The sequence below is a fragment of the Winogradskyella sp. genome (assembly GCF_013042245.1).
In the GTDB taxonomy this organism is placed as follows: domain Bacteria; phylum Bacteroidota; class Bacteroidia; order Flavobacteriales; family Flavobacteriaceae; genus Winogradskyella.
This window is the reverse complement of the sequence record NZ_JABDQL010000113.1, coordinates 15132-35495: the sequence shown is the minus strand read 5'-3', so window position 1 is coordinate 35495 and position 20364 is coordinate 15132. Positions and strand designations below refer to the sequence as shown.

At 33.4% G+C, this 20364-nt stretch carries 15 protein-coding genes and 1 pseudogene; 7 read left to right on the top strand and 9 right to left on the bottom strand.

Annotation, left to right across the window (positions count from 1 at the left end):
• Nucleotides 1-127: 127 nt before the first annotated feature.
• The 5 genes and pseudogenes from HKP48_RS08945 to HKP48_RS08925 form a co-directional block, all read right to left on the bottom strand.
• Nucleotides 128-361 (bottom strand): annotated as a pseudogene (locus tag HKP48_RS08945) (methylglyoxal synthase); the annotation flags it as partial.
• Nucleotide 362: 1 nt separating this feature from the next.
• Nucleotides 363-1223, bottom strand: a complete 861-nt coding sequence (locus tag HKP48_RS08940; RefSeq protein ID WP_296345003.1) for a BadF/BadG/BcrA/BcrD ATPase family protein — start codon at nt 1221-1223, stop codon at nt 363-365.
• 77 nt (nt 1224-1300) lie between these two features.
• A complete protein-coding gene (gap, locus tag HKP48_RS08935; protein ID WP_296345001.1) occupies nt 1301-2302 on the bottom strand; it encodes a type I glyceraldehyde-3-phosphate dehydrogenase in 1002 nt (333 codons plus the stop codon).
• Nucleotides 2303-2324: 22 nt separating this feature from the next.
• Nucleotides 2325-3311 carry a 6-phosphofructokinase gene (gene pfkA / locus HKP48_RS08930; protein ID WP_296344999.1) on the bottom strand — a complete coding sequence of 329 codons (987 nt, stop codon included), beginning with the start codon at nt 3309-3311 and terminating at the stop codon, nt 2325-2327.
• 146 nt (nt 3312-3457) lie between these two features.
• A complete protein-coding gene (locus HKP48_RS08925) occupies nt 3458-7786 on the bottom strand; it encodes a translocation/assembly module TamB domain-containing protein (protein ID WP_296344996.1) in 4329 nt (1442 codons plus the stop codon).
• A gap of 222 nt (nt 7787-8008) precedes the next feature.
• Here HKP48_RS08925 and tsaD point away from each other — a divergent pair, with 222 nt between their 5' ends.
• From tsaD to HKP48_RS08890, 7 genes are all read left to right on the top strand, one after another.
• Nucleotides 8009-9031 carry a tRNA (adenosine(37)-N6)-threonylcarbamoyltransferase complex transferase subunit TsaD gene (gene tsaD, locus HKP48_RS08920; protein ID WP_296344994.1) on the top strand — a complete coding sequence of 341 codons (1023 nt, stop codon included), beginning with the start codon at nt 8009-8011 and terminating at the stop codon, nt 9029-9031.
• A gap of 117 nt (nt 9032-9148) precedes the next feature.
• Nucleotides 9149-9712, top strand: coding sequence for a peptidylprolyl isomerase (locus HKP48_RS08915; RefSeq protein WP_296344992.1), 564 nt, complete (start codon nt 9149-9151; stop codon nt 9710-9712).
• The gene (locus HKP48_RS08910) at nt 9712-10416 is read left to right on the top strand and encodes a 16S rRNA (uracil(1498)-N(3))-methyltransferase (protein ID WP_296344990.1); all 705 of its coding nucleotides are present in this window, start codon (nt 9712-9714) and stop codon (nt 10414-10416) included. The genes HKP48_RS08915 and HKP48_RS08910 overlap by 1 nt, the downstream gene beginning before the upstream one ends.
• A 4-nt stretch (nt 10417-10420) precedes the next feature.
• Entirely contained in the window at nt 10421-11062 is a 642-nt protein-coding gene (locus HKP48_RS08905) for a DUF4159 domain-containing protein (protein ID WP_296344988.1), read from the top strand.
• A gap of 43 nt (nt 11063-11105) precedes the next feature.
• The gene (locus HKP48_RS08900) at nt 11106-11609 is read left to right on the top strand and encodes a TrmH family RNA methyltransferase (RefSeq protein ID WP_296344986.1); all 504 of its coding nucleotides are present in this window, start codon (nt 11106-11108) and stop codon (nt 11607-11609) included.
• A gap of 53 nt (nt 11610-11662) precedes the next feature.
• Nucleotides 11663-12751: an AI-2E family transporter gene (locus tag HKP48_RS08895; RefSeq protein ID WP_296344984.1), complete on the top strand. Its 1089-nt coding sequence runs from the start codon at nt 11663-11665 to the stop codon at nt 12749-12751.
• A gap of 7 nt (nt 12752-12758) precedes the next feature.
• Complete coding sequence (locus HKP48_RS08890) at nt 12759-13937, top strand: class I SAM-dependent methyltransferase (RefSeq protein ID WP_296344983.1); 1179 nt, start codon at nt 12759-12761, stop codon at nt 13935-13937.
• Here the strand turns inward: HKP48_RS08890 and pdeM are convergent.
• From pdeM to HKP48_RS08870, 4 genes are all read right to left on the bottom strand, one after another.
• Nucleotides 13927-14574, bottom strand: a complete 648-nt coding sequence (gene pdeM / locus HKP48_RS08885; protein ID WP_296344980.1) for a ligase-associated DNA damage response endonuclease PdeM — start codon at nt 14572-14574, stop codon at nt 13927-13929. The genes HKP48_RS08890 and pdeM overlap by 11 nt on opposite strands.
• A 95-nt stretch (nt 14575-14669) precedes the next feature.
• On the bottom strand, nt 14670-17123 hold the full coding sequence (locus HKP48_RS08880) for a ligase-associated DNA damage response DEXH box helicase (RefSeq protein WP_296344978.1): 2454 nt from the start codon (nt 17121-17123) through the stop codon (nt 14670-14672).
• Entirely contained in the window at nt 17120-18709 is a 1590-nt protein-coding gene (locus tag HKP48_RS08875) for an ATP-dependent DNA ligase (RefSeq protein ID WP_296344976.1), read from the bottom strand. Before HKP48_RS08875 ends, HKP48_RS08880 begins: the two co-directional genes overlap by 4 nt.
• Nucleotides 18706-19743, bottom strand: a complete 1038-nt coding sequence (locus HKP48_RS08870) for a ligase-associated DNA damage response exonuclease (protein WP_296344973.1) — start codon at nt 19741-19743, stop codon at nt 18706-18708. Before HKP48_RS08870 ends, HKP48_RS08875 begins: the two co-directional genes overlap by 4 nt.
• Between the last annotated feature and the right edge of the window lie 621 nt (nt 19744-20364).

Below are 20364 nucleotides of genomic sequence, written 5' to 3'. Positions count from 1 at the left end.
TATAAAGTTACTGAATATTATATCGTAAAGTTATTTCCGAAATTTTTCCCCATTGGGCAATAGAAAAATTGCCCCAGAAAAATTTCAGAATAACTTTACTTACACACTTTATGGTTTGGTGCCCTAAAAAAAGTACCATTTGACATTTTCCTTCAGCAACACGTGCACTAATTTGTGAATCGCCACCTAATGGTCCCGAAAGTAACGCTTCAACGTCAAGACCAGCGGACTCAACACGTTTTCCTGTTGTTCATGTAGAGACTAAAGTCACATTCTTTTGATGCAGTATAGCTTTATACTCATTAAGAAACTGGACCTTCTCTGCTTTTTTACCATCATGTACTATCAGAGCTATTTCCATACTAAATATTCTTTTTGTGGTAGTCCACTAAACCGTCTATTGGACGACGTACAAAGTTACCTACTGTATACCCATATTCTTTAGCTACTTCATAGATTTCTTCTTGAGCAAAAAACGCGATAGAGCCAGCAAAATGAACTGGAACTGTTTTTAATTCCTCTTTAAATTGAAGAATCATACTCTCTGTAAATACGCGCAGACCTTTTTTTATGAGTTCGTGGATATAATCTGAATCTTTATTTAAAAACATAAACTCAGCAAAGTTTGCCAAATAAGCATTTGGATTAGGCTGCTTATAAAGATTGTTTTTAATGTAATCTGGGTCTAAATTATACTTATGTTCAAATGCTAATCTTATGGTGTCTGGCATTTTATTAAAGTAGTAATCTCTAATTAGTTGTTTGCCATAGTAATTTCCACTGGCGTCGTCCATAATGGTGTATCCCAAACTCTTGACACGTTGATGTAACTTGTTACCATCAAAATAGCTACAATTAGAACCTGTACCCATTATACAAACCACAGCAGCTTCATCATTATGATTCAGCGATGCTCTTACTGCTGCCATTGTATCTTCTTGGACTTCAATTTCAGCATTTATAAAAACATCTTGAAGTACCTCTGTTAATGTTTGCTTTGGTTTTTCAGTACCACAACCAGCGCCGTAAAAATAGACATGCGTAACTTTTCTTCTTAACTCTTGAAGCTCATCACTCTTTTTTAAAATTTTTCTAATCTTTCGTTCTTCAAGTATAGCTGGATTAAGTCCTTTAGTTCTTATTTTGGTTGTTGCTAATTGTCCGTCGCTATTAATCGCAATCCAATCGCATTTGGTAGAGCCGCCATCTGTAATTAAAATCATAACTGTTGTTTTAACACAAAAAATTCCGTTGATTACAACAATAACCAAACGGAATTCTTTGTACTTAGTAATTTAAATTAAAGCTCATTAATTTTCTGAGCTAAGTCTACTAATTTATTAGAGTATCCAAATTCGTTATCATACCAAGATACTAATTTGAAAAATGATGGATTTAACTCTATTGAAGCATCTGCATCAAACACACTTGTTTGTACTTCACTAACAAAATCTTGAGATACAACAGCATCTTCAGTATAACCCAAGACACCTTTCATAGCACCATCAGAAGCTTTTTTAATAGCGGCTTTGATATCTGCTAAAGAAGTATTCTTTTTTGTTTTTAATGTTAAGTCTACCACAGATACATCTACAGTTGGCACTCTGAATGCCATACCTGTAAGTTTCCCATCTAATTCTGGAATAACTTTACCTACTGCTTTTGCCGCACCTGTAGATGTTGGTATAATGTTATTAATTGCACTACGTCCTAATCTGTAGTTTTTACGAGATGGTGCATCTACCGTAAACTGTGTAGATGTTGCTGCGTGAATTGTTGTCATCAAGGCTTCTTCGATACCAAAATTATCCTCGATTACTTTTGCTAAAGGCGCTAAACAGTTTGTTGTACATGATGCATTAGAAACGATAGTGTCACTTGCAGTTAACTTATCATCATTAACTCCCATTACAAACATTGGTGCATCTTTACTTGGTGCAGAGATTGCAACTTTTTTTGCACCACCATCGATATGATATTGTGCGGTTTCAAGAGTGGTAAAAATACCCGTACATTCTGCTACAACTTCAGCTCCTGCTTCATCCCATTTTAGATTCTTTGGATCACGTTCTGCTGTTACTCTAATGGTTTTACCATCAACTACTAAGTGCCCTTCTTTTACCTCAACAGTACCATCAAAACGACCGTGAACAGAGTCGTACTTTAATAAATATGCTAAATGATTAACGTCCAGTAAATCGTTAATAGCTACAACATCTACATCTGGGCGTTTAACTGTTGCTCTGAATACTATTCTACCGATTCTACCGAATCCGTTAATTCCTAATTTTAAATTTGCCATCTTCTATCTTATTTTTATTGTATTAAATTGTCATTATATCTGAAACTCTTATAAGTTCCATATTAATTTTTGATTTTCCTTTTACAGCTTGGTCAAATGGTGTTAGATCCATAACATCATTTTTAAGACCAACCATATAATTGCTTTTTCCTGTTATTAGACTTTCAACAGCTTTAACACCCATACGGCTAGCTAAAACTCTATCAAAACACGATGGTGAACCACCTCGTTGCATGTGGCCAACTACGGAGACTCTAACTTCGTATTCAGTCATATTTTCTTCAACATAATCTGCTAGCTCAAAGACATTTTTACCAATCTTATCTCCTTCGGCAACTACGACTATACTTGAAGATTTACCAGATTGTTTGCTTCGTCTTAATGATTCTAAAAGTCTGTCTAAACCTAAATCTTCTTCAGGAATTAAAATTTCTTCAGCACCAGCGCCAACACCTACATTGAGTGCTATATGACCTACATCACGACCCATCACCTCTATAAAGAATAGTCGATTGTGAGAACTCGCAGTATCTCGGATTTTATCAATGGATTCTACAGCTGTATTTAAAGCCGTATCGTATCCTAAAGTATGAGTTGTTCCGAAGATGTCATTATCAATAGTACCAGGTATGCCCATAACAGGAAAATCAAACTCTTGATTAAAAATCATAGCTCCTGTAAAACTACCATCACCACCAATAACCACAAAGGCATCTATCCCTGCATTTTTTAGTTGCTCGTGGGCTTTTGCCCTACCTTCTTTAGTTCTAAACTCTTTAGATCTAGCTGATTTTAAAATGGTTCCGCCTTTGTTAATTATACCTTTTACACTACGTGCATCCATTTTGACAAAGTCACCCTCAATCATACCTTCATAACCTCTGTATATTCCGAAGCATTCAATATTGTGAAAAGCACATGTTCTAACAACAGAACGAATAGCGGCATTCATCCCCGGAGAATCTCCTCCTGAAGTCATAACGCCTATTTTTTTTATTGTATGAAGCATTTCCATTTATTTATTTCAGTAAAATTATGAAACATAACACACAATATTAGGACTTAAATCATAAAAAAAAGATGCTAAAAGCATCTCAAACGTTATAGTTAATAATTTATTAGGTGATTTTTTAAATATATAGCAAAATCAAAGGTTCAATTTTGTTTTTTTTTCACCGACATAAAGTCTGGCATAACTTCTTCAACCATATTTTTCTCATCTTTTTCTTTCTTTTCTTTCTCGTCTTTCTTTTTACCAGATAAGATTTTTCGGATTAACTCTTTAAAAGTGTCAAACTCTACATCATAAGCGATACCTAAGCCTTGGGTAAAACCTATTTGGTCTCCAAAATTCTGAATATTATTTTCTCTATTGAAGACTGTTGCCCGTAAAGTTCCCTCATCATTCAGAAGCCAATCTATTTGTACATCACCAGCAATTGTGGTTTGAGTTGTGCTTCCGAATGGAACACCAACTTTTCCATTAATTATTACTTTGTCTGAAAGTTTTGTTTCTAGAGTTATACCAACACGACTCTCAGTTTCGAAATTTGGATTGTTTTGCGCTAAGTCCAAATCTAAGCCAACTTTAAAGTTATCATTGTCATTACCTAGGATACTGCCAATAATTCCGTTAATACGTTCTGAAATTGTTCCTGTAAAATCTAGCGAACCACCGAAGAAACTTCCAGAGGTTAAAAGGAATATGGCTTGATTACTTCTTTGCTCTTTTGCAGATAGTCTATAATCCAATTCGGATTTTATTGCAGAATCTACGTTAGGAAACTCAAATGCAAAATCTGGGTCTGGTTTTTCTAAGCGTCCTGTAAGGTTAATCTCTAAGTTAACGGGAATACTTCTGTTAATTGGTGCATCTAATAATGCAGAAGGATTTGCTGTTGTTGAGTATAATGCTTTCAAACTAATTTCTGCATTAAGTGGCTCACCATCCCAATTGATATAGCCTCCTTCTTCAACTGTAAATAATTTTTCTATAATAGCGCCGTATTTAAATTTATATGTTCCTTCTGATACTATAAAATCACCTACCATTTCAAACTTCCCATTGGTATTAATATAAATCCCTAGATTTCCATTACCACGTCCTTTTATGGTGCTACCGGACTCTTTATCTATTACAATTTCTATTTCAGCATCTGGTGTAACTTCTAAATTAAATTCTAGATTTAATCCTTTTATTTCTGTTTGTGTAGACAAATCACCTTCTGCTTTTCTTAGTTTATCTTCAGGACTTAGAAATTTTATATAAGAGTTGTCTCCGAAGCTTTCCGAGTCATTTAACGGTATATTAAATACCGTACCATCTTCTGTTGTTCCGTCTACATAGATGGTTAAATTGTCTGTGTATCCTTCTATATTTGCATCGCCAGAAACAAAGGCTGTACCGTAATATAACTCATCTTCAGATTCTTCAGTATTTAAAACTAAAAGTCTATCGGTTGTCAAATCTAAACCTAGTTGCCAATCGCTAAAGTTATTGTGTTCAATGTATCCATTTAAGAACCCTCTAGAAAAATACTCTGAATCCGTCATGGCTACATTATTGAATATAAATTGCTGTTTCTTTAGAGTAACTCTAGAATCAAAATCAAAGCTATAATCTACATTAAGATATGGAATACCTAGACCTGCTTTATCCAGCAATAATTCGCCATCTATGCTTGGTTTATTAAGATTACCTGTAACTTCTGCATTTCCTGAAACTAATCCACGGATATTACTAATTACACCCTCACCTAAAGGATTAAGCGGGTCTATTAAAAAGTCATCAAAGGCAATATCTACATCAATAATTGGTCTACTCTTGTTAACGTCTACAAAGCCTTGAATATCTAAGGTTTTTATATTTGTATTTTGCAGTTCTACATCAACATTATATTTGGTTAAGGAATTGTCACCTTCAATGATGGCTTTTAAGTTTCCTAAATTATACTGATTAACGTTAAATTGCTCAATTTCAATATCTGATTTTGGAAGATAAACTCCATCATTTTGCAAAAGTGCTAACTTTCCATCGACTCGACCAGCAAGAGCCAAACTATCTATCCTTGGTGTTATTTTGGCTAACTGCACGTTCTTGAAGTCTAAGTTTAAATCTTTGTACGTTGAGTCTTTTAAAACACCTGCGAGTAAAATCTCTTCTTCACCTTGATTAACTCTAATATCTTCAATTTTGAAATCATTAAAATTTCTGTCAAAAGTTATTTTATTAAATGAATCTTTATTGAAATTTATAAACCAATCATAGCCTTTAAATTTAAAATCAGATTTCTGAAAACCAACGACGGATTTATTCTCCTCGGTTATAGTGTAGAACAAGCTCATATTATAATTATCGGTATTGTTCGCGCCGCCTTTAAATTCTGATTTTATAAAAAGTGTATCTCTTTTAGTTACATTAATAAGATTAAAGTCTGAAATATTATAAATATCAGAATCTAGCTTGTCAACTTCAAAAAAGGTGTTATAGACAGGATTACTGTTATCTAACTCCAAATTAAGGTTAGTAGCCACATAATCTTTGAATGATATCTTTGGCGAATTAAACTCTAACTCAAACCCTTTTTCATCTGTTTCTATTCGCCCCTTTACATTTGTGTTTGGCGCTAGGTTTAAGTTTTTATCAAATACGGCTGCAATCTGATTATAAATTCTAAAATTAAAATTTAAATACTGTCCTTCAGAAATTTCATGCGGTTTATAGTTGGTGTAAATACTTCCTAGAGAGTTTTCGGCTAGTTTAACAATCTCTTCAATTTTAAATTTTCCTTTAACCTCGCCACTAATAATATCAGGGGAATTAATTTCTATACGTCTTACTTCACCTTCGAAATTAGAAACTATAGAGAAGTCTTTAAAATCATAAGTTTTATCTTGATTTTTGTAAATAGTGTTTTTAACATCTATTTCTCCACGAAGGTTATCGTAGTTAGAGCCTGTTACAGCCATATCTACTATACCTCTAAACTCTGAAATACTATCTCTTTCTATAAAATTTAAAGCTTTTAAATTGGCATAAGCAACATTAGCTTTAAAATCAAATTTTTTAATCTCTTGCGACATATCTGCAAGACCATTAAAGTCCATGCTAATATTTGGGTCTTTGGTATTTAATTTACCGTTAAAGATATTTTTCCCAACATCTCCAGATACATCAATACCAGAATACCGATAGCCATTATAATCTAAATAAGAAACATTCCCTTTTATATTAGTTTCTAAATTATCTAGTTTAAAGCTTTTTCCTCTTACATCAAGATTTAATGATGTGTCTACAACCAATGGGTCATTGAGCAAAATACCAATATTAAAATCTTCAAGAATGATATTACCTTCATAATTAGCATTGTCAATGTTTCCAATATTGGTGAGTTTAAGGTTAGATTTTACAAAACCAAGTTCGGTAGTCATGTCTAAATCTGCATCTATAACTTTGTTTGTTATTACCGAAGTTCCTGTGAGTCTAAAATTTCCAACTTTAGAAAAAAAAGAAGGAATAGAATTTCCTAATACGTTTGGCAAAAGTTTGGTTAAATCTTTGTAATTAGACGATAAATATCTGTAACGCCCGTCAAGTACGAAATTATCCTCTGCAGCATTGAAAAGGTTTTTAAATGTAATATTGCCTATTATTTTGGTATTTCTGGTTGTACTTACATTAAGGTTATTTGCTTTAAGATTATTTAGTGTACCTGACAACTCTACGTTAAGACTAGCTTTCTGATTTGTTCCAAATTCGTTATAGAAGGTATTTAATTCACTCAATTGTATATAAGAGTCTTTAAAGTTAGCATAAACTTTTACGCTATCTGTAAATGTTTTAAAATCCTCGCGCTCATAATCAAAACGAAGATTACCGTCAAGAATTGAAGCTTTGGTTTTAATATTCAGTTGGTCAAAAACCATCTGCGTTAGTGTGTACTCAAAATTGGCCATGAGGTTATCAACTCTCACGCCACGAGCATCAAGAAAACCAAATTTATTTATTCGAGTTCTTACTTCAGGACCATTGATTACAAAGTCTGTAGTATTAGCATTAAGTTCGGTAAATTCTAATATTTGAGGTGTTTCCTTATTTTCATCAATAAGTCTAAAGGTACTATTATACAAAGACACATCACTGGATGATAATAAAAAAGTACTTGGGCCTTGCCGAGGGTTATCGTCTTCAAAACGGTCTACAAATATATCTAAATTGGTATCTGTTTTACCTTTGTATGTTTTAAGATTAAATACTAAATCTTCAATATCTACATCTCCAAAAGTAAATTTATTGTTTAGAAGATTATTTATACTAATAATAGAAGTATTAAGCTCTTTGATGCTGAAAAGCGTATCTAAATTGTAGTCTTTTATTAAAATATCCTTAAGCTCAACATCAGCATTAAACTGAATCCCAATTCTATCTATATTAATATTTGTTTTATAATCATTATTTATAAGTTTGGTTGCATATTTACCCAAGCGAGTTTGCACTGCCGGTATAGAAAGAATTAATACCAAAATAATAAAAAGCAGCACAATGATAGCTACTATTTTTCCTATTATTTTGAGTACTCTTTTGATAGTATTTACGTATTAATGGATGAAAGTAAAACCCTTATATTTGCATTTGATTGTACGTTGTATTTTGAGCTTTAGACTATTGCTATCAAAATTAACAATTATTGTGCCTAATCATAATTAATGACAAAAGAAAATACATACATTTTAGCAATTGAATCTTCATGCGATGATACCTCGGCTGCTGTGCTTTGTAACGACACTATTTTAAGTAATGTCATTACTAGCCAAAAAATACATGCAGAATATGGCGGTGTTGTTCCAGAATTGGCATCAAGAGCACATCAATCCAATATAGTTCCTGTGGTTGACCAAGCCCTAAAACAAGCTGGGATTTTGAGAAATCAACTACATGCTATAGCTTTTACGCGCGGTCCTGGGTTAATAGGCTCTCTCTTGGTGGGGACATCATTTGCCAAATCTTTAGCTTATGGTTTAGACATTCCGCTCATAGAAGTTAACCATATGCAAGGTCACATCTTGGCGCATTTTATAAAAGAAGACGGATATACAAAACCACCTTTTCCATTTTTAGCGATGACCATATCGGGTGGTCATACACAAATTGTAAAAGTTACTAACTATTTTGAAATGGAAGTCATTGGAGAAACTATAGATGATGCTGTAGGTGAAGCTTATGATAAAAGTGGAAAAATTTTAGGGTTAGGTTACCCTGCCGGACCACAAATTGATAAATTGGCGCAAACCGGAAACCCAAAAGCATTTAAATTTACCAAGCCTAAAGTGGATGGATTAAATTTTAGTTTTTCTGGATTAAAAACAGGTATCCTCTATTTTGTACAACGAGAAACAAAAAAGAATCCTGATTTTGTAAAGGAGAATCTTGAAAGTATTTGTGCTTCTATTCAGTACACTATCATAGGCATATTAATAGACAAGCTCAAACATGCGGTAAAGCGAACAGGTATTACTCATATTGCCATTGGTGGTGGTGTTTCGGCGAATTCTGGTATTAGACAAGCACTTAAAAATGGTGAAAAAAAATTTGGTTGGACCACCTACATTCCTAAATTTGAATACACGACTGATAACGCCGCAATGATTGCTATTGTTGGATATTTAAAATATCTTGAAAAAGATTTTTCAGATTTTGATGTTATGGCTACGGCTAGGTTAAAAATTTAAATACCCAATATTTAACTAAAATATTATAAAACAAAACATAATCTCTAGATGAAGTTTAGATATCTATTTATATTTCTCATTTCCTTTTCTTCCTTTTCGCAGTCTAACTATGAGAAAATGTTAGATAGGATAAAATCAAAAACGCAAGCTGAATTATTTTTGAAGCGTTATAAATCTGAGCTTAAAGGAGAAATCATTAATATTAACTCTGAAGATAGACTCTATACAGCTTTAAACCTATCTGAAGCAAAACAAGGTGATAAAAAAACGGAAGATTCTGCTTCTGGAAAAATAACCTTTAAAGTTTTAGGAAAACTCAAAGAGAAATCAACAAGCTATAAGGTTAGTATTATGGAATTTGATAGTAAAAAAATGTCAATCTCAGAAATTAACTCGCTCCGGTCTTTTATTCTAAAAGGTATAAAAAATGGTGAACATAAATTTGAAAATTTAGCACGTGTGTATTCTTCACATCCAACTGCCAAAACTGGTGGTGGTTTGGGTTGGACAAATGAAGGTACCTTTTCTAAAAGATTTGAAAAAGCCATTGCAGATAAGCGTGTTGGACAAGTCTTTAGTTTTGACGAACACCGAGAAAACAAACATTATGTCATTGTAAAAACTGAAGACAATAAAGCCCTAGAATCTGTAAACGTTTTAAAAATAATTAGGTCCAAATAATGCAACTATTCTACAACCCAAATATTTCCGAAAACGATGATATTATTAATTTTGAAAAAGATGAAAGTAGACATATTATAAAGGTTTTACGTAAGTCTGTTGGTGATGTGCTACATATTACTAACGGAAATGGTTGGTTGTTTACGTCAGAGTTAATATCTACAGAGTCAAAACATTGTACGGCAAAAATTATCGAAAAAAAATCACACCAAAAAAGAAGCTACAACTTACATTTGGCAGTAGCGCCAACCAAAATGAACGACCGCTTTGAGTGGTTTCTAGAAAAAGCAACAGAAATAGGAGCTTCTACAATAACACCATTACTCTGCGACCATAGTGAACGAAAAGTTATAAAACAAGAGCGCTTTGAGAAGATATTACAATCGGCAATGAAACAATCACTTCAGTTTTATATGCCTAAACTAAAACCACTCACTCCATTTAAAGATTTTGTAAAACAGAGTTTTAATGGACAAAAATTTATAGCCCATTGCGAAGAAACAGATAAAAAATCTTTAAAATATCAACTAAAACCAAATACAGATATCACAATTCTCGTTGGTCCAGAAGGTGATTTTTCTGTTAAAGAAATTGAAGAAGCACTTGAAAATAAATTTATTCCTGTAACTTTGGCTAACACGCGTTTAAGAACGGAAACTGCAGCTATAGTAGCCTGTCAATCCGTAGCTTATACAAACGAATAAATTGATGAAAAAAATATTTTCTGTTTCCTGTATTCTGTTTTCTGTTGTTGTTTTTTCACAAGGCGTTGCGGTATTAAAATATGAAGGAGGTGGCGATTGGTACAGTAACCCAACTGCTTTGCCTAATTTGGTTAAATTCTGTAATGATAATATTGAAACGAACATTAATGAAAATATAGAAACTGTTGAAGTTGGGAGCATTGATGTTTTTCAATATCCATTTTTGCACATGACCGGTCATGGTAATGTTTTTTTTAGCAAAGATGATTCTGATAATTTGAGGAAGTATTTACTGTCAGGTGGTTTTCTACACATCGATGATAATTACGGTATGGAACCTTATATTAAGAAAGAACTCAAAAAGGTTTTTCCTAATAAAGAATTAGTCGAAATACCAAAGACACATCCAATTTTCAATTCAGCATTCGACTTTCCTAATGGTTTACCTAAAATACACGAGCACGATGCTAAAGCACCGCAAGCTTTGGGAATTTTCCATGAAAGTAGATTAGTCTTAATATTCACTTTTGAGAGTGATTTAGGAGATGGTTGGGAAGACCCAGAAGTACACAACGACCCTGAAGACGTACGCCAAAAAGCTTTAAAAATGGGTGCAAACATTGTAAAATACGTTTTTGTTAATTAATAAAGAGATAATAGCAAATACTCCTTAATTATAACTTCTAAAATTGCAACTCACCCACTACAACTGTAAATTCAAAAAGCAAAAATTTCCGATTACTTTGGTTTGCGATAATGTGACTAATGCTCCAAATCTTGGCAGTATTCTTCGCATTGCAGATGCCTTTGGCATCGAAGGAGTTGTCTTTTGTGGTAAAAGTATTCAACTGGGAAAGCGTATGAAAAAGACATCACGTTCCACTGAAAAGTACGTTACACACAGAATTGAAGACGATATTTTAAAAGTAATAGACAGCCTTAAATCTGATGACTATTATCTAGTTGCCCTAGAAATAACAGAAGACAGCCAGCTTTTATATAATTTTAAATTACAGACAAAGCAACCCTTAGCATTGATAATTGGAAATGAAAATTTCGGAATTTCAAACCAAATTCTAAACAAAGTAGATAAGTCAATTCATATTAATATGTACGGCGAAAATACCAGTATGAATGTGGCACAAGCTACAGCTATCACTTTATACGAACTCACAAAGCAAATCAAATCCTAAAATAATTTATCGCTGTGTTCTTAAATTTCGATATATTTAAGCATCTTTGATTTATGAACTCTAAAATCATAGCAAATGGTATTTTAAGGGCTGTTGGCATATTGCTAGCTATAGCTCTGGTGCTATTTTTTATTTACAAGATACAATCCGTTATAGTTTATATTGCAGTAGCAGCAGTCATATCATTAATTGGGCGACCAATTGTTCTGTTTTTAAGACGAAAGCTAAAGTTTAATAATACCATCGCCGTAATTGTAACTATGCTGCTATTTATAGGTTTACTGACAAGCTTAGTTGGCCTTTTTATCCCATTGATTGCTGAGCAAGGTCAAAACTTATCGCTATTAAATATTGAGGAGTTACAAAACAATGTTCAAGACTTATACAACCAAGTGGTCACTTATTTTCAATTTAATAATATAGATGTTGAAGAGTCTATAAAAGATTCAGGTGTATTATCTAAAATAGATTTCTCCTTAATCCCAGATTATCTCAATAAGTTGGTTAGCGGACTAGGAAGTTTTAGTATCGGTTTGTTTTCGGTATTATTCATTACATTTTTCTTTCTAAAAGACAGTAAGTTGTTTGAAGATGGTATAATGACTTTTGTGCCTAATGACAAAGAAATTAGAACAAAAAAATCTTTTAATACCATAAAAGACTTACTATCGCGCTACTTTGGTGGTTTATTATTACAAATACTTATTCTGTTTATAATTTACACCATTATTTTACTAACATTTGGAATTAATAATGCTGTTGTCATTGCTTTTCTATGTGCTTTACTAAATATTATCCCATATGTCGGACCGCTAATAAGTAGCTTTTTAATGCTATTACTCAGCATGTCGAGCAATTTAGGACAAAGCTTTAGCGAAGTCATTTTACCAAAAACCACCTATGTCATGATAGGTTTTATAATAGCTCAACTCGTTGATAATTTTTTTAGTCAGCCTTATATATTCTCTAAAAGTGTAAAGTCTCATCCACTTGAAATTTTTCTTGTTATTATCATTACAGGAATTTTATTCGGAATTGTAGGTATGATTATTGCCGTACCAACTTATACCGCAATGAAAGTAATTCTAAAAGAGTTTTTATCTGAATATAAGCTGGTTAAGAAACTTACAAAAGGCCTATAAAATAAAGTTGAATAAGACAATATTAAATATTGAAATTCAAGATTTTATAAATTCTAATTTAAATTCAGACATCACTAATTTATTGCTAAAAGGCATTAATTTTGATAATGTAACTACTAAAGAAATTATAGAACAAATTGAAGCCAAAAAACGCTCTAAAAAGAAGCTTCCAATCTGGTTTCAAACTAATAACATTTACTACCCAAACAAGCTTAATATTGAGCAAACCTCATCTGAAACTACCGCAAAATACAAATCAAAATTAGTCATAGGAAATTCATTGATTGACCTTACAGGTGGTTTTGGAGTTGATGCATTTTATTTTGCGAAACACATCGAAAACGTTACACATTGCGAGATTAATGATCAATTATCTGAAATTGTAAAACACAACTATAAAACCTTAAATATTTCTAATATAGAATGCCTTAACGAAAATGGTATTGATGCCTTGAAGCAACTAGACAAACCTTTTGATTGGATTTATGTTGATCCATCTCGTCGGGACAATACTAAGAAAAAAGTGTTCTTATTATCTGATTGTACACCAAACATTAAAACATTTCAAAGCTTATTCTTAAAGTATGCCAAGAACGTGATGATTAAAACATCACCCTTATTGGATATAAAAGCAACTAAGAAAGATTTAAAACATGTAAAAGCACTTCATATCATCGCCGTAACCAATGAAGTCAAAGAATTGCTCTGGATTTTAGAGCGAAATTATGATGCTGAATTCAAGATTAAAACCATAAACCTAACCAAATCAGAAAAGCAAAGATTTATATTTAATTTTGAAGAAGAATTAAACGCAGAACCAGAATATGTGGAGCCACTCACCTATCTCTACGAGCCAAATTCTGCCATTTTAAAAGCAGGTGCGTTTAAATCTATAAGTGCTGTACTTAAAATTCCAAAGCTTCATAAGCACTCGCATTTGTATACTTCAGAAAAGTTAATTGAGTTTCCTGGACGATGCTTTAAAATTGAAAAAGTAATTCCCTTTAACAAAAAAGTATTTGCAAAAGAAAAGATTAAAAAAGCTAATGTGACAACTCGTAATTTCCCTTTAAGCGTGGGTGATATTCGGAAAAAATTAAAAATAAAAGATGGTGGAAATGTCTATTTGTTTTTTACAACAAATATCAAAGATGAGAGGGTAATTCTGGTATGTACTAAAATTTAAATATCGAAGATTCTGTAAAGGCATAGCAGATAGCATCATCTGGCTTTGAATTGATGTTAAGCCCTGTAAATAGACTAAACGCTGGTAAAATCAATTGTTTTGAATTTACTTGGTAACAGGGTAATTTGAGTTTCTGTTTTCCTTTGCCTTTTATAAGAACTCCAGGATGTGTATGCCCAGAAATTGTAAATAAATCTAAGTCATTTTCTATATGTTCATGAATCAAAGTAAACGACCCTAAATCTAATTTGTTTATAACTTCTATATTTAAATCATCCATTAATCGCTGTGATTGCCTATCATGATTTCCTTTGATTAGTATTAGTTTTAAATTTTCAAATTGTTTCAACCATGATTTAAAAGTCAACATATCACTATTTGTTTCAGCATGAAATAAGTCGCCAACTATTAATAATTGCCCAACATTAAAATGATTAATCATTTTTTTTAATCGTTCTAAATCTTTTTGAAGTATCTCATCTGGCATTGGTATACCATGTCGTCGAAAATGAGCCGTTTTACCTATATGAATATCTGATAATATTAAAGCATCCTTAGCTTCCCAATACAACGCACGTTGATTTGTTAAGGTCAAGACCTCGTTTTTTATGGTAATATATTCTGTTACAATATTCATTTTTGTTATGTCGAATGCACCTGAGACATCTTACAAGAGGTTAATAATAATCATTTTATATGATTTCTCAATCGCTGACCTTATTTCGAAAATAACTAATCTATCTTATATACTTGTTCTTTGATTCGCTGTATTCGCTTGTCTAGATTCTCATTACTCATTGTACCTCGCAGGCTGTCAACTTTAAGCGGAAAGCTCAACGGTGTAAATGATTTAGAACGCTTTACTATAATTTTACTTTTAGAAATCCGCTCAAATGCTTGTTGTAATCTTGCTTCTTCTAACTGCTGATTAAATACTTCTGTATAGGCTTGACGCAATAATAAATTATCTGGTTCATAATCTTCCAAAACTCGAAATATAAGTCCTGATGAAGACTGTAAACTTTTGCTAGTCTTTCGTGTTCCTGGCTGTGATTGCACAACCAACCCAGCTATTACGGCAACATCCCTGAATTTTCTTGATGCCATTTCCGAGGCATTAATACTTGCAATGACATCATCCATAAGATTATCTTTGGTTAGCAATTGCTTAATGTTACAATCATCAACAGGAATAGGTTGGTCGCTCAGCAATTCAAACCCATAATCATTCATAGCTATAGTAAATGTTAAAGGTTTTAATTTACTAATTCGATAGGCAATTAATGCCGAAAACACCTCATGTACCAAACGCCCTTCAAAAGGATACATAAACAAATGATGACCGTCTCTAGTTTCAATCAATTCAACCAAAAACTCATTAGCCTTGGGTATATGCGAATGCTTATCTTGCCTGCTCACCAATGGGTTTAAAAACCGAAGTTCCTTTTCTAAACGTCCTGGTTCTAAAGCATCTGATAATTTTAATCTTAAATAATGGCTCAAATGTGAGGTCAACGGCAATCGGCCACCTAACCAACTTGGTGATACGGCTTTCTTAGCTTTACTTCGTCTTACTAGAACCGTCATGTCTTTAATCTGAACTAATTCTAAAATACGACCAGCCAAAATAAAACTTTCACCAGGCTTTAGCTTCGACACAAAAAACTCTTCAATCATTCCAATATATCCACCTGAAAAATACTTTACCTTTAGATTCACTTCGCTAACAATCGCTCCAATATTCATGCGGTGCAGCATACTAATCCGGCGACTTTTCACTTTATAAATTCCATCTTCTTTTAAGATGACTTTATGGAATTCTTCATAAGAATGTAGCGTCTTTCCTCCTTTTGTGATAAAATGCAAACACCATTGCCAATCGTCTTTTGTTAAATACTGAAAGGCGTGTACTTGTTGAATACGATGAAACAAAGCATCAGAATCAAATCCTTTTCCAACCGCTAAAGTGACCATAAACTGTACCAAAACATCAAAAGTCAACACCATTGGGTCTCTTGTTTCCATTTGTTTGTCCTTGATAGCTTCTTTTAAGGCAGACACTTCCACCAATTCCAGAGAATGAGTAGGTACAAAGTAAATCTTAGAACGTTCGAAGGGTGAATGTCCACTACGACCAGCACGTTGCATAAATCGTGCGATTCCTTTTACTGAGCCAATCTGAATGACACAATCCACAGGTTTAAAGTCCACACCCAAATCAAGTGAAGACGTACAAACTACTGCTTTGAGATAACCTGAAGCAATATTATCTTCAATCCAATTGCGAAGTTTCTTATCGATTGACCCATGATGAATCGCCAAGAGACCTGCTAAATCAGGTTGTGCGTTCAATAGTACTTGATACCACAATTCAGCTTGTCCTCTAGTATTTGTAAAAATTAAAGTTGTGGTATTGGATGCTATAATTGGCAATACCTTATCCACCATCTTAGTCCCTAAATGACCTGCCCAAGGCAACACTTCAATTTCATCTGGAAGCACAGAAATGATGTCTAATGTCTTCTTTTGCTTTGCCGTGACTTGAGTTACTTTTAAATCAGCATATGGTAGTAATATAGATTTGGCTTCTTCTAAATTTCCTATGGTTGCGGTAATTCCCCAAATTTTCAGTTTAGGCGCATAATGTCTCAATTGGGAAATGGCTAACTCGGTAAGCACGCCTCGTTTATTTCCCAATAATTCGTGCCACTCGTCAATAGCAACACATTTTACATTTTTAAACCATCTCGAATTTTTTTTTTGTGAAAATAACAAGTGCATGGTTTCAGGCGTGGTTAATAACACATCTGGCATTAAGCGTTCTTGTTTGCGACGTGTTGCCGTTGGTGTATCGCCATTTCTAACCTGCACTGACCAATCTAAGCCTATATCGTCAACTGCTTCTGTCATCGCTTTAGCTAAGTCTTTTGCTAATGAGCGCAGCGGACTTATCCATAGTAATTTTAAGCCTTTTGGATACTTTTCAGGATGATTGAGATAGTCTATGACAATCGCTAAGAAAACAGAAAAGGTCTTTCCAAAACCAGTTGGTGCTACAACCATACCTGAATAGCCATTAGCATAGCGTTGCCAAGTGTGCATCTGAAACGGAAACGGTGCATGACCTTTTTCTGCCATCCAATTATTAATGATACGTAAACCGTTGCTGTCTCTAAATGAACTCAAGGTGCTGTAATTAGTTGTTTAACAGTTTCGATCGTATCGATTTCGTCAACTGGCTTATCTCGGCGCCACCTAGAAATCCTCGGAAATCTTAAAGCTACACCAGATTTGTGACGTTTACTTAAGGCAATGCCTTCAAAGGCAATTTCAAAAACCAATTCTGGTTTTACAGTTCTCACAGGTCCGAATTTTTCAATGGCATTCTTATTTACCCATTGGGATATTTCGGTGATTTCTTTATCTGTTAATCCAGAATAAGCTTTTGCCACAGTGACCAAAGCATCGTCTTTCTTAACTGCAAAGGTATAGTCTGTGTATTTAGAACTGCGTCTACCACTACCTTTTTGAGCATAAATCATAACAGCATCGATGGTTAATGGATCTAGTTTCCATTTCCACCAATCGCCTTTTTTTCGACCCGTATGGTATGGAGACTTCTTCTGTTTAAGCATTAGACCTTCACTATTTATCGTTCTCGAATTATCCCTAATCGTATAAAGCTCTTTCCAATCTTTGAAATCAACTAAAAATGATAATTCAATATGCTCTGGCAACGCTAACAAATTAAACATGAATTCTAAACGTCGACGTCGTTCTTCAAAAGGAAGTTCCCTAAGATCATTACCATTATATTCTAAAATATCATAGGCCTTAAAACCAATAGGAACCTCTTCCAAGAGTTTTTTTGTGACGTTTTTGCGATTCAAGCGTTTTTGTAAATCATTGAAGAGCAATATATCATTGTCTTTCATGGCCAAAATTTCACCATCAATAACAAAATCATTCTTAAAATTAGACATCGCCTCCACCAATTCTGGGAATTGTTTAGTTACCAACTCTTCACCTCGTGACCAAATATAAATTTCATTATTACGCTTTACGATTTGTCCACGAATGCCATCCCATTTTTGCTCTACCATCCAATCATCAGGTTCTCCTAATTCAGATAAATTTTTTTCTAAAGCATAAGCTAGACAAAACGGATAAGGCTTTGAATTATCATAATTGATGTGTTTACCATGAACGAGTTCTTCGAAAGCAATGGAATGGACTTCCCAATTTCCAATGATACTATGCATAAGCTGGTTGGCATCGATATTTGTCAGTTTTGCTAAGGCATTTACCAATGTCTTTTTAGAAACACCAATTCTAAAACTACCACCAATGAGTTTATTAAAAATCAAACGTTCTTGCTGTTCTAATCCTCTCCAGGCTTTCAAAACGAAAGCTTTTTTTTCTTCATCAGATTTGGGTTTTAAGGCTTTTAGTTGGGTCATCCATTCGTTTAAACTTAAATCTAAATTATATGTGGGTTCTGGCAATAACAACGCTAAGGTTTCCCCTAAATCACCAACGGTGCTGTAACTTTCTAAAAACAACCATTCCGAAATATTGGTCAATTCCATGCACCATTCTTTCATCAAAGTTGTTTTAACTGGCCGTGATGGACGTTTACCAGTGAACAAGGCAATCAGCCATAGTTTATCTTTATCTGGTGCTGTACTAAAATAATGTACCAAAGCATCAATCTTAGCATTCGTTTTATTGGTTATTTCTATAGCACTTATTAAATCTGAAAACTGCTTCATTTGGTTTCTATGTTTTCAGTTTCCTTTTCTGCTTTTGCCAAAGCTTCATCACCATATTCAGTTTTGAGTTCGTCTGCTTTGATTCCTATTTCATTCAAATATTTTGAAAAAACTGCTTGTGAGCCGTGAGTAACATACACCTGTTGGGCTTCAGTGGCTTTTACAGTTGAAATTAAACCATTCCAATCGGCATGGTCACTAACTACAAAACCAGCATCAACGGCTTGCCAACGTCTATTACCTCGTATTTGCATCCAACCAGAACATATGGCAGTGGCTACATTTGGAATGCGCTTTAACATTCTTGAACCTAACAACGCAGGTGGTGCGATAATGATTTTATTCTGAAGTGTTTTCTTATCTAAGTCTGCTGACCACAATTTGGTCTCTGGCAGTTCTATTCCAGAACTAAAAATAGCCTCATTTAAATTATGAATAGCCCTGTGTACGTAAATTTCATCACAACCATCTAATATAGACATTAAACGCTGCGCTTTTCCTAAGGAATATCCTAAAAATACTGATGTTCTATTGTTAGCTTGGTTGGTCTTTACCCATGATTGCAATTGGTTTTGAAGTGTATTTTCTGATTTCCAATTATAAATAGGTAACCCAAAGGTACTCTCAGTAATAAACGTATTACATTTAATAGGTTCAAATGGTGTGCTTATAAAGTCGGGTTGTGTTTTATAATCACCAGAAAATACCACAATATAACCTTTATACTCTAATCGTATTTGAGCTGAGCCAATGACATGTCCTGCTGGGTGAAAGGAGACTTTGACGCCATTTATAGTCAAAGATGCATCGTATGGTATACTTTCAATTGATATGTCTGCGCCCAAGCGATGTTGTAAAATAGCTTTAGAATCATCAGTACACAAATACCGTTTCATTCCCCAACGAGCATGGTCTGCATGGCCATGAGAAATGATAGCGTAATCTACAGGATACCAAGGATCTAAATAAAATTTACCTTTAGGACAAAAGATTCCCTTTTTGGTAAATTTTATAAGCTGTTTCTCTTTTGACATAGCGCAACGAAGCTATTTAAAAAGCTTGTTTTAGCTTGGTAATGGATTGTTAAAATTTTGACTAAATAAAGTAACTCAAACTTTAGGAATATTTTCATTTCCTTTATCACAAAATGTGAGTTTGTCTACCCAACTTTGTGAAAATAATTACTTCAATTTAAATGAATCGATAAGAATTAAATTGAATGTCCGTAATGAGTAATAATTAAAATTTCAAACTCATTCTATCGCATTGAGTACTTCGACTTTAGTTTATGCTGAGTACTTCGACTGTGCTCAGCATAAACTAAAGTCGAAATGCTTTGTAAAACAATACTTTAAATTTCTCGACTACATATCGAATATGCTCTGTGACCACGCTCGAAATGACAGAGAAATCATTATATTTTTCAATTTATGATTAAAAAAGGATAATCAATAGAATTAATTAGTAATATTAATAATCAGAAACAGGAAATTAAAATTTCTTCTACTCTAAAGAAAGAATGCCAGCGATTTACGCAATGACTTTTCAATTCTTTTTTTGATAGTGAAACTGATACAACGAAATCATTAGAAGAACTTGAAGTACTTTTTATTAAAATCAGAGATTTAGCCTGTCCAGAAATAAAAGGTAAACCT